Annotated in this window: 10 protein-coding genes and 1 other RNA gene; 5 read left to right on the forward strand and 6 right to left on the reverse strand. The window is 35.7% G+C overall.

Annotation, left to right across the window (positions count from 1 at the left end):
- Positions 1-320: 320 nt before the first annotated feature.
- From pdhA to guaB, 5 genes are all read left to right on the forward strand, one after another.
- Positions 321-1,319, forward strand: coding sequence for a pyruvate dehydrogenase (acetyl-transferring) E1 component subunit alpha (pdhA, locus tag ACF3OB_RS01915; RefSeq protein ID WP_042010435.1), 999 nt, complete (start codon positions 321-323; stop codon positions 1,317-1,319).
- Positions 1,320-1,324: 5 nt separating this feature from the next.
- Positions 1,325-2,923: a pyruvate dehydrogenase complex dihydrolipoamide acetyltransferase gene (locus ACF3OB_RS01920; RefSeq protein WP_392448118.1), complete on the forward strand. Its 1,599-nt coding sequence runs from the start codon at positions 1,325-1,327 to the stop codon at positions 2,921-2,923.
- A 273-nt stretch (positions 2,924-3,196) separates the two neighbouring features.
- A complete protein-coding gene (locus ACF3OB_RS01925; protein WP_119652658.1) occupies positions 3,197-4,801 on the forward strand; it encodes an Ig-like domain-containing protein in 1,605 nt (534 codons plus the stop codon).
- Between the two features lie 25 nt (positions 4,802-4,826).
- The gene (surE, locus tag ACF3OB_RS01930) at positions 4,827-5,600 is read left to right on the forward strand and encodes a 5'/3'-nucleotidase SurE (protein ID WP_042010427.1); all 774 of its coding nucleotides are present in this window, start codon (positions 4,827-4,829) and stop codon (positions 5,598-5,600) included.
- Positions 5,601-5,736: 136 nt separating this feature from the next.
- Positions 5,737-7,206 (forward strand): IMP dehydrogenase, encoded by a 1,470-nt coding sequence (gene guaB / locus ACF3OB_RS01935; RefSeq protein ID WP_095894306.1) that lies wholly within the window; start codon positions 5,737-5,739, stop codon positions 7,204-7,206.
- Positions 7,207-7,633: 427 nt separating this feature from the next.
- On the opposite strand, the gene ACF3OB_RS01940 is transcribed toward guaB, so the two are convergent.
- The 6 genes from ACF3OB_RS01940 to ssrA all read right to left on the reverse strand — a co-directional run bounded on the left by ACF3OB_RS01940 (position 7,634) and on the right by ssrA (position 13,323).
- Positions 7,634-8,521 carry a DMT family transporter gene (locus ACF3OB_RS01940; protein ID WP_095912561.1) on the reverse strand — a complete coding sequence of 296 codons (888 nt, stop codon included), beginning with the start codon at positions 8,519-8,521 and terminating at the stop codon, positions 7,634-7,636.
- 102 nt (positions 8,522-8,623) lie between these two features.
- Positions 8,624-9,382: a response regulator transcription factor gene (locus tag ACF3OB_RS01945; protein ID WP_231549989.1), complete on the reverse strand. Its 759-nt coding sequence runs from the start codon at positions 9,380-9,382 to the stop codon at positions 8,624-8,626.
- 77 nt (positions 9,383-9,459) lie between these two features.
- Positions 9,460-11,040 (reverse strand): sensor histidine kinase, encoded by a 1,581-nt coding sequence (locus ACF3OB_RS01950; RefSeq protein WP_042009412.1) that lies wholly within the window; start codon positions 11,038-11,040, stop codon positions 9,460-9,462.
- A gap of 68 nt (positions 11,041-11,108) precedes the next feature.
- Entirely contained in the window at positions 11,109-11,705 is a 597-nt protein-coding gene (gene coaE / locus ACF3OB_RS01955; RefSeq protein WP_172914987.1) for a dephospho-CoA kinase, read from the reverse strand.
- Positions 11,702-12,649 (reverse strand): hypothetical protein, encoded by a 948-nt coding sequence (locus tag ACF3OB_RS01960; RefSeq protein ID WP_095894302.1) that lies wholly within the window; start codon positions 12,647-12,649, stop codon positions 11,702-11,704. The genes coaE and ACF3OB_RS01960 overlap by 4 nt, the downstream gene beginning before the upstream one ends.
- Positions 12,650-12,921: 272 nt before the next feature.
- Positions 12,922-13,323, reverse strand: a transfer-messenger RNA (tmRNA) gene (gene ssrA / locus ACF3OB_RS01965).
- Positions 13,324-13,403: the final 80 nt, after the last annotated feature.

Genomic DNA, 13,403 nt, shown 5'->3' on the forward strand with positions numbered 1-13,403 from the left:
ATAAAAAAACAACCCTATCTATAACAAAAATTTGCACTAATAATCACAAAATTCACCTACATTGATTGATGTAATATAAAAAATCAGATTTGCTAATAAGTAATAACTTTTAAATTTAAAGATTTTTAGGTTTCTATTTAATCCTTTCGGTACATAAAAATGCATCTAGTAATGGAGGCAGCAATACTTTTTTTATGTTTTATTTTGAAACAAAATAGATTTTTCTCATCTTTGCAAATGTTTTCGATTAGTGGGATTTTATTATCTCTTTTTGAGAGAAAACATTTGGAAAAATAACATCACATTTTAATAAATAACAAATGAAAAAAATTGACAAAGATGTGTACCTGAAATGGTATGAAGAGATGCTTTTTTGGAGAAAATTTGAGGACAAACTTGCCGCTGTTTATATCCAACAAAAAGTAAGAGGTTTTTTACATTTATACAATGGACAAGAGGCAATTGTTGCAGGGTGTATGCACGTGATTGACCCAACGAAAGATAAAATGATTACCACGTACAGAAATCACATCCAACCAATTGCTTTAGGGGTTGATCCACGTCGTGTTATGGCGGAGCTTTTTGGAAAGGCTACTGGAACCTCGCAAGGGTTGGGTGGCTCAATGCACATTTTTTCAAAAGAACACCGTTTCTACGGTGGACATGGAATCGTTGGAGGACAAATTCCTTTAGGAGCAGGTTTAGCTTTCGCCGATAAGTACTTCAACAGAGATGCCGTTACCTTAACTTTTATGGGAGACGGAGCGGTACGTCAAGGTGCTTTGCACGAGACTTTCAATTTAGCAATGCTTTGGAAACTTCCTGTGGTATTTATCGTTGAAAACAACCAATATGCGATGGGAACATCAGTAGAAAGAACTGCTAACCACACAGACATCTGGAAACTTGGATTAGGCTATGAGATGCCATGTGCTCCAGTTGACGGAATGGATCCCGTGAAGGTTGCGGAGGCTGTTTACGAAGCAGTAGAAAGAGCCAGAAGAGGCGATGGACCTACACTACTCGACATTAGAACATACCGCTATAGAGGTCACTCTATGTCCGATGCTCAGTTATATCGCACTAAGGATGAAGTGGAAGAATACAAAAAATTGGATCCGATTACGCAGGTCTTAAACGTCATCAAAGAAAATAATTATGCAACGGAGGCTGAAATTGAGGCTATCAACGAGCGTGTTGCTAAATTAGTGGCTGAATGCGAAAAATTTGCAGATGAATCACCATTCCCTGAGAAAGAAGTTCTATATGACGTGGTGTACGAACAAGAAAACTATCCTTTTTTACCTCATAAATTATAAAAAAAATGGCAGAAATCATTAACATGCCACGTTTGAGCGACACTATGGAAGAAGGTGTTGTTGCAAAATGGCTTAAAAAAGTTGGCGATAAAGTACAAGAAGGTGATATTTTAGCTGAAATCGAAACTGATAAGGCTACTATGGAGTTTGAATCGTTCCATGCAGGTACGTTGCTTTACATAGGACTACAAGAAGGTGAAACCGCTAAAGTAGACACACTTCTGGCTGTTATTGGAAAAGAGGGCGAAGACATTTCAGCTCTAATTTCACAAGGTGCAGCACCTGTACAATCCGTAGAGGAAAACAAACCTGAACCTACGGAAACATCAGAATCTACGGTTTCGATTCCTGCGGGAGTTGAAATGGTCACTATGCCTCGCTTGAGCGACACTATGACTGAAGGAACGGTAGCTACATGGTTGAAAAAAGTTGGAGACAAAATACAAGAAGGTGATATTTTAGCTGAAATTGAAACCGACAAAGCTACAATGGAGTTTGAGTCGTTCTATTCAGGAACGCTTCTACATATAGGCATAAAAGAAGGTGAATCAGCTTCTGTTGATGCTCTCTTAGCGATTATTGGGCCAGCTGGCACCGATGTAAGTGCTGTGATTGCGGGAGGAGGCTCTGCCAAACCAGCTTCAACACCTACAAAATCTGAAGTAAAAAAAGAGCAAGAAAAACCAGTGGTCAGCACCCCTGTTGTTACAACTGCTGATAATAATAGCGATCGTGTATTCGCTTCTCCTTTAGCCAAGAAAATTGCACAGGATAAAGGTATAAATCTTTCGCAAGTGAAGGGTTCAGGCGAAAACGGACGTATTGTAAAGAAAGATGTAGAAAACTTCACTCCATCAGTTCAATCACAAAATGCAGAAAAACCAACTGCTACATCGGTAACTTCGTTCGTACCTGCAGGTGTGGAAAATGTTGAAGAAGTGAAAAATTCACAAATGCGTAAAACAATTGCTAAACGTTTATCCGAATCGAAATTCACAGCTCCACATTACTACCTGACTATCGAAATTGATATGGAAAGTGCTATAAACTCACGCTCAGAAATTAACAAATTGCCTGACACCAAAGTATCGTTTAACGATATGGTTGTGAAAGCGTGTGCAATGGCATTGAAAAAACATCCACAGGTAAACACATCATGGAAAGGCGATGTAACGGTTTACAACCAACACGTACATATAGGAGTTGCCGTAGCTGTAGAAGACGGTTTAGTCGTTCCTGTATTAAAATTCACAGATAGTCTGTCGCTTACTCAAATAGGCGGACAGGTAAAAGATTTGGCAGGACGCGCCAGAAATAAAAAATTGACTCCTGCTGAGATGGAAGGAAGTACCTTCACGGTATCAAACTTAGGTATGTTCGGCATTGAAGAATTTACTTCAATTATCAATCAACCGAACTCAGCAATTCTGTCAGTAGGAGCTATTGTGGAAAAACCTGTGGTGAAAAACGGACAAATTGTTGTGGGTAACACAATGAAAGTAACCTTAGCTTGTGACCACCGTACTATCGACGGAGCTACGGGAGCTCAGTTTTTGCAAACATTGAAAACTTATATCGAAAATCCTGTTACGATGTTAGCGTAAGACGAGGACTTTAGGTAAACGATCTTTTTTTTAAAATGCAAATCTCTATCTATGGAGGTTTGCATTTTCTTTTTTTGTCAAACTAATAATTCTATTTGCAATTTAATCAATGATAAGAATTAATAATAAAGTTAGTAAATCCAAAAAATGAATGGTTTTTATCGGAAAACTACGAAATTCTTGGTATTTACCCTGTTTTTTGATGTTGCGAAGTGAAAAAAAAATAGTACATTTGTGGGTTGTAATTTGTCAAAAGAAGATAATTTTAGGAATATGCTAAAAAAATACGGATATTTCATTGTTTTAATCATCTCATTATCAATATTTTTACGTTGTGCTAGACGAGGTTCACCTACAGGAGGCCCAAAAGATGAAACACCTCCAGTTTTATTACAGGTAACGCCACCCTCTGCAACAACTGGATTTGATAAGAAAAAAATACGTCTGGTTTTTGATGAGCTTGTTACAATAAAGGATTTGCGTAAACAGCTCATAGTTTCTCCTCCTATGGAAAATTTTCCCATAGTCAGTCCTATGAACGCTTCAAGAAATTTGGAAATCAGTATTTTAGATACACTTAAACCAAACACAACCTATGTTTTTAATTTTGGAAATAGTATTCAAGATTATAACGAAGGAAATGTTTATAAAGATTTTAAATATGTATTCTCAACAGGAAAATTTATTGATTCATTAAAAGTCACAGGAAAAATAAAAGATGCTTTAAAATCAAAACCTGATAAATCAATTGTGGTGATGCTTTATGAATATAATGAGTCCTATAAAGATTCCGTAGTTTATAAAAATAAGCCTTTATATATCGGATACGCGAACGACAGTCTTAACACTTTCGAAATCAACCATATAAGAGAAGGAAAATATATGCTGATGGCAATGCAAGATAAGAATAACAACTATCTTTTCAATCAAAAAGAAGATAAAATTGCATTTCTTGAGCAACCTATTTTTGTGAAAGGAGATACTGTTATTTCATATGAACTTACGCTTTTTAAAGAGAAGTGGAACTACAAAGCGGCTCGTCCAATACAAGCGTCTGAAAATCGATTCATATTCGGATTTGAAGGAGATACGGATAATGTAAAAATCGAACCTATATCAAAACAAACTAATGATTTTAAGTATGTTATATCCAAAGAACCTAAAAAGGACACTCTTAATTTTTGGTTTTCTCCCAAACAAGATTCTTTAAGATTTACAATTACAAAAGGTGAAAAGATAGACACTTTCACCACACGTTTGCGAAAAATGAAGCCCGATAGTTTGCAAATTTCAAATCTATTTTCAGGAGATCTTCCAAAAGGAAAATATTTCGGATGGAAGTCAAATATCCCAATAATGAAAACGGACACTACAAAGGTACAAGTATTTGAAAAGGACTCTATTAGAATTCCCTTCAAAACAAAATTAAGTGAGGATAGATTGGAATATTTGATTGTTTTCGACGCGAAATACGGTGAATCATACCGAGTAAAAGCATTTCCCGATGCGATGATTGATTTTTTTGGAAAAACAAATGATACTCTGGAAGTGAAACTAAGAACCAAAAAACAGGACGAGTATTCCGTATTGAAACTTACGCTGAAAGGCGAAGTGGATTATCCTATACTAATTCAACTTACAGATGAGAAAGGAGATGTTCATCGTGAACTATACACTGAAAAACCTGAAAATCAATATATTTTTGAAGCTGTGCCTCCTAAAAAATATCGTTTGCGTATCATAGAAGACAAGAATGGTAATAAAAAATGGGATACTGGTAACTTTCTAAAACGCCAACAAGCTGAAAAAATTATTCATCATCCAAAAGAAATTGAGCTACGAGCCAATTGGGACATTGAAGAAACATTTAGTTGGTAGATTTAAAACACACATTCAGATAATTATGACTAAAAAACCATTGATTTTAATCACAAATGATGACGGAATTACAGCTCCAGGAATACGCTGCTTAATAAAAATAATGAACGAAATCGGAGATGTGGTGGTGGTTGCTCCTGATTCTCCACAAAGTGGTATGGGACACGCCGTTACACTCAATTCAACCCTGTACTGCGAACCAATACACATCGATGATGGAGTCCAAAAAGAATACACATGTAGTGGTACACCTGCAGATTGTGTAAAAATAGCCAAGTACGAAGTATTAAAACGTAAACCTGACTTATGTGTTAGTGGTATCAACCATGGCTCAAATTCATCCATAAATGTAATTTATTCAGGAACGATGAGTGCTGCAGTTGAAGCGGGTATTGAAGGGATTCCTGCCATAGGTTTTTCATTACTTGATTTCAGTTGGGACGCAAACTTTGAGGAAGCTCGCGATTTTGTTAAGCAAATAGCAATCAATGTATTAAAAAATGGATTACCAAAAGGAGTAGTCCTAAATGTAAATATTCCTAAATTGAAAAAGGAAGCCATCAAAGGTATCAAAATATGTAGACAAGCCCAAGCTCGTTGGATTGAAGAATTTGACAAACGAACAAATCCACAAGGACGGAATTACTATTGGATGACTGGTAAGTTCGTGAATGAAGACGGAGGAGACGATTCGGACGAATGGGCATTAGCAAACGGATATATCTCCGTAGTTCCTATTCAATTTGATTTGACTGCATATCACGTCATTCCTCATTTAGAGAAGTGGAAAATGAAGTAAATTCTGTTAGGACGGAGAAAATATCTTGTCTAATGTACACCAGTATGGTCAGCGAAATCATATAGTAGTGAGGGAACTCTTTTTTATTTCAAAAAAAAGTAGTACATTTGCACGCAACAAAATTTCAAGTTGCTTTATGAATTTTCAAGAAAAAATAGTAGGAGAAGGATTGACCTACGATGATGTACTACTCATTCCGAACTATTCCGAAGTACTTCCGCGAGAAGTGGTTATCTCAACCAAATTCACAAAAAATATTACGCTAAACGTTCCTATCATTTCGGCTGCGATGGATACAGTTACAGAAGCTGCGATGGCTATTGCAATGGCTCGTGAAGGTGGCATTGGTGTACTTCATAAGAATATGACGATTGAAGAACAAGCTAAGCAAATTCGCAAAGTGAAAAGAGCGGAAAGCGGAATGATTATCGACCCTGTAACGCTTAATTTAGAAGCAAAAGTATCTGATGCTCAAAGGAGTATGAAAGAAAACAGCATTGGAGGAATCCCGATTGTTGATGCGGATGGTACGCTCAAAGGTATTGTTACAAATCGTGATTTACGCTTTGAACAAAACGGCAATCGCCCCATTGTAGAAGTAATGACTTCTGAAAATCTTATTACAGCAGCGGAAGGTACTTCAATGAAAGAAGCCGAAAAGATATTACAAAAACATAAAATTGAAAAACTTCCTGTTGTAGACAAAAACAACAAACTTGTAGGACTTATCACTTTCCGTGACATCGCTAACCTGCAAGAAAAATCCATATCAAACAAAGATCTATTTGGTAGATTACGTGTGGCTGCCGCATTAGGAGTTACTTCGGATGCCGTAGAACGTGCTGAAGCATTGGTCTATGCAGGAGTAGACGCAGTTATCATCGACACGGCTCATGGGCATACCCGAGGTGTGGTGTCTGTTTTGAAAGCTGTAAAAGAAAAATTCCCCGAATTGGACGTAGTTGTAGGAAATATTGCTACGGCTGAAGCTGCTCTTTATCTGGCTGAAAACGGAGCTGATGCGGTGAAGGTAGGTATTGGGCCAGGCTCTATTTGCACTACTCGTGTGGTAGCCGGTGTAGGCTATCCACAATTGTCAGCAGTTATGAACGTTGCTAATGCACTTAAAGGTACAGGAGTACCAGTGATTGCAGATGGTGGAATTCGTTACACAGGCGATATTGTCAAAGCGATTGCTGCAGGTGCTGACTGTGTAATGTTAGGTTCTCTATTGGCAGGAACCAAAGAATCTCCTGGGGAAACCATTATTTTTGAGGGAAGAAAATACAAATCATACCGAGGTATGGGATCGGTCGAAGCTATGAAACAAGGAAGTAAAGACCGTTATTTCCAAGATGTGGAAGATGATATCAAAAAATTAGTTCCTGAAGGAATTGTGGGACGTGTAGCTTACAAAGGTGAACTTCAAGAGAGTATGCACCAATTTATAGGAGGATTGCGCGCAGGTATGGGCTATTGTGGCGCAAAAGACATTAAAACTCTGAAAGAAACGGCTCGTTTTGTACGTATTACAGCAAGTGGAATCGCAGAAAGCCACCCACATAACATTACTATTACCAAAGAAGCTCCAAATTATTCAAGATAATTGGAGTGATGCATAAATAAATTATCAATTAGGAAAAAGAGACTGTCAGGAAAGACGGTCTCTTTTATTTATGGGTTTCCTGTTTTTTTTTGTAAATTCAGGTATAATGGACAAAAATTAAGTTGTGATTTTTATTTTGCCAATCCGTATTGTTCTTGGGAGCGAGGATTGAGTGAAAACACCAACAAACTTGTACGACAATATATCCGTAAAGGTACTTATTTTGAGGAAATTAGCAAAGAAAAAATAAAAGAAACTCAACATAAAATTAACCGAAGACCGAGAACTGCGAAGCACATCACTAACACCTTAACTTTAAAAACTATAAAAAGTGAGTAATAACATTAGATTTTGAAGAACCTAAGAATTTATTTTATAAATTCGTGGCATAAAAAATTGCACTTGGGAGTTGAATCTAAGTGCATAGTTATTTACTTTTTCCTTTTTTTCGTTCAAAAAGAATACTAATAAGCACTCCTGTGATGATAAGTAACACACCGAAAATCAAATTTTTTGTGAGTAATTCTCCAAAAAGAAATACACTAATACCCACTGCTACAATCGGTTCCACAGCTCCTATAATGGCTGTGGGAGTAGAACCAATATAGTAAATCGCATAGACTAAAGTCAAAATTGAAAGCACTGTTGTAATGAGTGAAAAAGCGGTCAAGTGTATTCCCATATCAACTGTCGGAATCTCTACAAAACCATTAATAATCATAGATTTAACTAAAAAATAAATACTCGAAAACAACATCGAATAGAACGTAATTTTAATTCCTGATGCTGTTAACTTTGATTTATTGACTACTACCATATATATTCCATAAATAACAGCCCCCATCAAACCGATGAACAGTCCAAAGAAGTTAATGGAAAAAGAATCAGTGTCCTTTACGCTCAGAAATCCGACTCCTAAAACCACAATCAACAAGGAAATAACGGTAGCTAATGTGATTTTTTCCTTGAAAAATAGTCCTAAAATCAATGCTACCACAATCGGATACATGAAAAATATGGTTGAGGCTATGCCTGGCGTAAGATAGTCATACGCTGCAAATAAAAACTCGGATGACAAAGCGTATAACAAACCTAATATTTTAAAAATCAATAATTCACGAAAATTAACCTGCAATCGTTCCTTACGATATATCAAAAAACCTAAAATAAAAACACTCCCGATGGCAAACCTATAAAACAGAGCATCGTCTAACGATAAGGTACTCTGTTTTATTGGAATCATGTATAGTGGAATCATTCCATATGTAATAGCTGAAACAAGTGCTAAAATGTATCCTTTGAGTTTTAATGACATAAATATTTATATGAAAATAAAAAGAAGAAACTGTCCAAAAAGCACACCTTGAGCTAATGACTTTTTGGACAGCTCCTATAAAAATATTACAATTACATTTTTTTAAATAAAGGATTCTTCCTCACGATTAGTTAATAATCGGAAACCTTCCCCATGGATGTTCAACACCTCTACTTTTTCATCTTTTTTCAAATATTTTCTCAACTTGGCGATATAAACGTCCATACTTCTTGAGGTGAAATAATTGTCGTCCTTCCAAATTTTAGCCAATGCCAACTCTCGGGGCATCAAATCATTTTCATGTAACGCTAACAAACGAAGCAATTCGTTCTCTTTTGGTGATAATTTTTCAGGTTCTTCATCTTTATATTTGAGGAATCTCAACTTTGAGTTAAAGAAGAAATCGCCAATTTCAAATTCAAATTTCTTGCTATCAGCCACCGTTTCCACTGCTTTTCTTTGTAACATGGAACGAATTTTCATCAACAGAATTTCAGAATCGAACGGCTTATTCAAATAATCATCACCTCCAACTTTGTATCCTTTAATGATGTCCTCACGCATCGTTCTTGCTGTCAAGAATATGATTGGAATTTTCTCGTTTTTCTCGCGTATTTCTTTGGCTAAGGTAAATCCGTCTTTATAAGGCATCATAACATCCAAAATGCAAAGATCAAACATCTCCTTTCTGAATTTTTCAAAACCTTCCATACCATTTTTAGCCAATGACACATCAAAACCACTCATTACTAAGTAGTCTCTCAACACTGTTCCAAAGTTAGGGTCATCTTCCACCAAAAGGATTCTTTTGTTTGCTCCCATGGATTTGATGTCGTACCCTCTTTCTGTTTCATCTGTCATAATATTCTATTTTTAAAGGTTATACTGATTAATTTAGCTTTCTTCGTTATGTAGTTTATATATTTGTTAGAAATGAATCAAATTGTAGGCATTTTAATAAAAAAAGTACTACCCTTGCCTTTTTCACTTTCCACGTAGACGGTTCCACCATGGTGGTTAACAATACGTTTCACATAAGCAAGTCCCAATCCATGTCCTTTTACATTATGCAAATCGCCTGTGTGTTCACGATAAAACTTATGAAAAACCTGTTTCACAGCTTGTTTACTCATTCCTTGCCCTCGGTCTTTAACTTTTATAAGTATCTTATTTTTTATATTTTCAGTATAAATATCAATATCAGGTGGATTTGGTGAATACTTAATTGCATTTTCGATAATATTAATCAAAACATTGGTAAAATGCGACTCATTGGCTGAAATATCGCTATTTTCGGCTTCAAAATGAGTACGAATCATTCCGCTACGCTCGTGTAACATCATTTGTACGTGTCCTATTGCAATTTCCAATAACAGATGTACATCCAAAGGTTCTTTTGAAAGGTCAAGTTCGCCTTTATCAATCCGTGAAATTTGCAAAATATTCTCTACCTGAGAGTGCATTCGTTTATTCTCCTCCCGAAGCATATTGATATAGGTCAATATTTTCTCAGGATTATTGATAGTCATCGGATTTTTTATGGCATCTAACACCAAATTGGTGGTCGCAATGGGAGTTTTAAATTCATGCGTAATATTGTTTATAAAATCCGTCTTGATCTGAGAAATTCTCCTATGAGTCAACATTTGATTCAACGTTATGGTAAAAACTCCAATTATGATTATCATAAAAACCATTGATAATGAAGAAATCACAATAACAGATGAAAACATATAGTGTTCTCGTTGCGGAAAGGTCAATGCCAGCTCATAACGAGAATCCCCTGAGCTTGTGTTAAAAAGAGGCATTCGATATTCCTGACCTTTGGTGGAATCAAAATATTTGGATCGTATGCTGGATAATATATTTCGATTGTAGATCGCAAAATCAAACTCCATATTTAAATTTCGCTTATCTAATTCCTGTTGCACTGCATTTTGAATCTGCTCTGCAGAAACTCTATCCACCACGGATAATTTTTGAGAAATATTTTTTATGGATTCCTCCAACATCAGTTTCTCAATTTGAGGCAATCGACTCAATTTTTGGTAGGTTTCAATACTGGGTGCAATCTGATTGTCCAGCTCAGTAGCATACGTTATTTTCTGTTCCGTCTGCTGACTGATGTAGTTTTTGAATAAAACCGTATCGTTGGATGAAATACCATTAAACCCATTGGTCGGAAGATTATAATCCTCTTGTAAAATTCCATGTTTGTAAATGAACGTTTCTTTGGTATTTTTATTCTCCTGAACATACATAAACTCTCTCAAATGTGAATCCTTCAAAATTAACGTGCTGTCTTTTTCACGTAATTCAATAATTTGAGCTATATATTTATTCACTTCTTGGCTCTCCAAACTGGCAGTTACTGAACTGAGCACCTGTTGAATAGAGTGAGAAAAAGCCTCCTGTTGTTTATCAATTGCTGACTTTATCCAATACCCCTGAATAAGGATGATTCCTATCAGCGAAATGGTCATCAAAACAACGGTTATTATGTTCAATCTCTTATTCATTGTACAAAACTAATACATTTTTTTCTGCACCTCTAATTTTTAACATATATTTAACTACAAAATTTGGTTTATTGACGATTTCGCAACTTTTTTATTAATTTAGAATGTATTTCTTTGACTTTTAACAAAGATACTTGAATGTTTATGTTATCGACCACTTCATCAGACAATTTTATACGTTCTTCGTCCGTCCATTGATTTCGCATTCGCTCCCTCACCAATTTCTCTGTAACTTGGTCTCTTTCAACCACTCGGCGTATTCTTTCCTGCTCGGGAGCCGTTACCGTAATGATATAATCACATTGCTTATAGGCCCCACTTTCAAAAAGAATTGCAGCTTCTTTAATAATATATAGAGATTTTTGCATATCTTTCCATCTCTGAAAATGTAGCGCTAATGCAGGATGTACAATATTGTTTAACTTTTGTAATTTATGTTTATCATTAAACACAATATCTGCTATATATCTGCGATTGTACTTTCCATCAATATACGCCAACTCGCCAAATTCTTTAATAATTCTTCGCTTGACCACAGGGTCAGTTTCAATAACTTTTTGTGCCTCAATATCAGAAATATAGACCGGAATTCCTAAATCTTGAAACATTCTTGCAATGGTAGTTTTTCCACTGCCTATACCTCCCGTTAGTCCTACAACCATCATATTTTTTTAATCAGATATTCTACTTTATTTTCGCCTAAAAACGTAATCTTGACACGCCTCAATGTTGTTTGTATGGTTAATGGTATCCTGCTATCATCCTGAACATCAAGGTAATCAGCAATTATTTGTATATCATCTTGCTTGATGTTTTTCAATAAATTCAAATCACCCGAACATAACACATCAACCTCTGACGGAAAGGTTTTCACTTGACTCCCCTCTGGAATATTCGTTACTTGTATGGGTAGCTTTATAATTTGTTCACTGACCTTATCCACCATCGCTTTAACCGTAATTTTATCCGTGTTGTATTGCAAAAAATCTGATTTTTTCAGAAAATGAACTGCTTCAAAAGACTCTTTGACTTCTTTTCTTCCATCCAAAATGACCACCACCTCTTGAAGGGTATCTATAGCTGTTTTAAATCCCATAACTTCGACTGAATCAGGCATTATTTCTAAATCGGTCAACTGATATTCTCGATGATAGGAAGCGTTTAAGTTAACTTTCAAGGGTAATCTTTTGGTGTATTTCTTTTCTAAATCTACATATATGGTGTCGGAGTACGTGTTTTGTATTCTGAAGTTGTTCTTCGAAATTACATTCAATTTATTGGAAATATTTTTAGAAAGTTTGTATCGTTTGTTTCCGATATACTCCAAATCATTAAAATCCACACTAAGCACCTGTCCCTGAGAATAATACTTTAACAAAGCATATCCATTACCTTCGGCTCGTATTTTAATTTTATATTTTTGAGAAGTATTCAGAAACATGTCCTCAGGGATATTAGTAATTGCCACATCAACACTGAACTCACGATGTAGGGTTTTGGATAACCGAATTAGAGACCACAAAACTATTGATACTAACAAACAAATGACGAATGTTACTGTTCGTCGGTCAACTAAAATGAGTTGTATTTTCTTTTTTGTTGATGCCATTGATAGTGAATTTATTTTTATATTATGGACATCAAAGATACGTATAATTTGTTAAATTAGCAATTAAAAAAGGATTTTTTTCTCTATTGGATAACTTGCGGATATAATTCTTCGGGTGATAAGGGTTGTGGTAAAACTTACAGAATTTAATTTTTTACATCTGAAAAAAAGCCCAAAAAATAGATGTTTGGTTTTTGGTTGTACAACGGTTGTACAAATTGGTAAACAAAAAAAGGACAACTACCTTTTTTACAAATAGTTATCCTTTTTTATTGTGGAGTCGGAGAGAATCGAACTCTCGTCCAAATAAGCAATTCAAAGGCTTTCTACATACTTAGTTTTTGTTTGATTTTCGTCGCGTTGCTGACCAAAAACCGCCCACAACACGCTTAGTTCCCTAAAATCCGAATCTTCAGCGGAAACCATCATCCGATTCAATGTTGACTTTTATGGTGCCTCTGTACGAACCGCCGTCAACAAGGGCTTTTCAGAGACATCTCGCTTCCCTACCTTGTAGAGACTTAGCCAGAAATCCTACTAAACTTCAGATTAGGCAGCAAGAGCGTAGTTATTCTCGCCATTTAAAAGTTTGAAATAGAGATTAACGAGCATTAATTTCATAGCTCGGTATGCTTACATTTCAATTCGACTTACTGTCAAAACCGATCGACCCCATTGGGGTTCTTTGTATGAACTTGGGGCAAAGGTACTGAAAATTTACTCTCTAACAAAATTTTTAACTTTTTTAATCTAC

This window comes from Capnocytophaga canis (genome assembly GCF_043187445.1).
GTDB classification, from domain to species: Bacteria; Bacteroidota; Bacteroidia; order Flavobacteriales; family Flavobacteriaceae; genus Capnocytophaga; species Capnocytophaga canis.